Genomic DNA, 706 nt, shown 5'->3' with positions numbered 1-706 from the left:
TTTACATGAGTGCGAACGAGAAAGGCCGTGCAGACGATCCAAACTTCTTGCCAGTACCTGAAAAACCGTTCTACGCCATCATGCGTTTCTACGGCGCAGACGATGCAATCCAAAGTGGTGAGTATCAAATGCCTGAAATCAAAGTAGTTAAATAATTCGTTTTAACGAACCACTGCTCTGTCGCCTCCTTAGCTCGTAAGTGCGTTAAGGGGGCTTATTTCAAGGTGGGTGTCTATGGCGAACATCTAGCCCAAAAATCAAAGAGCCACCCACTCAATCTAGTGATTATTTTTATTTAGGTATCGTATGGATTTTAATCTATTCCAAACCTTTTTAATTGTTGCTGAATATCAATCTTACTCTCGCGCCGCAGAGCACCTAGGGCTAACTCAGCCAGCGATTAGCGCATCCATGAAGCGTTTGGAAAAAGAAACCAACAAATCGTTATTTGTGAAGGATGGGCGACAAATCAAACTCACTTCTGTAGCGCATCAGTTACTACCTAAATTTCATCAGGCGTTTGCGATGATCAATGATGCCATTTCCGATCAAAGCACTTTCCGCCTGAGCTGTAACGAAGCGCTGATCCACCGCATCACACCAACCAACACGATCAGCATTTGCGCCGATACGGATTTACCTTCGTTATTGAACGATCTACGACTTAAACAGATCGATTTGATTATTAGCCCAACGACCATTCATG

Annotated in this window: 1 protein-coding gene; it reads left to right on the top strand. The window is 43.8% G+C overall.

The window, feature by feature from the left end:
- Nucleotides 1-306: 306 nt before the first annotated feature.
- Nucleotides 307-706 (top strand): LysR family transcriptional regulator (locus R7Q11_RS26335; RefSeq protein WP_225467017.1); only part of this gene is annotated, 400 nt, incomplete at its 3' end.

This window comes from Vibrio sp. 970 (assembly GCF_033339075.1).
Note: the sequence above shows the minus strand (reverse complement) of the source record. Positions and strands in the feature narration are given on the sequence as shown.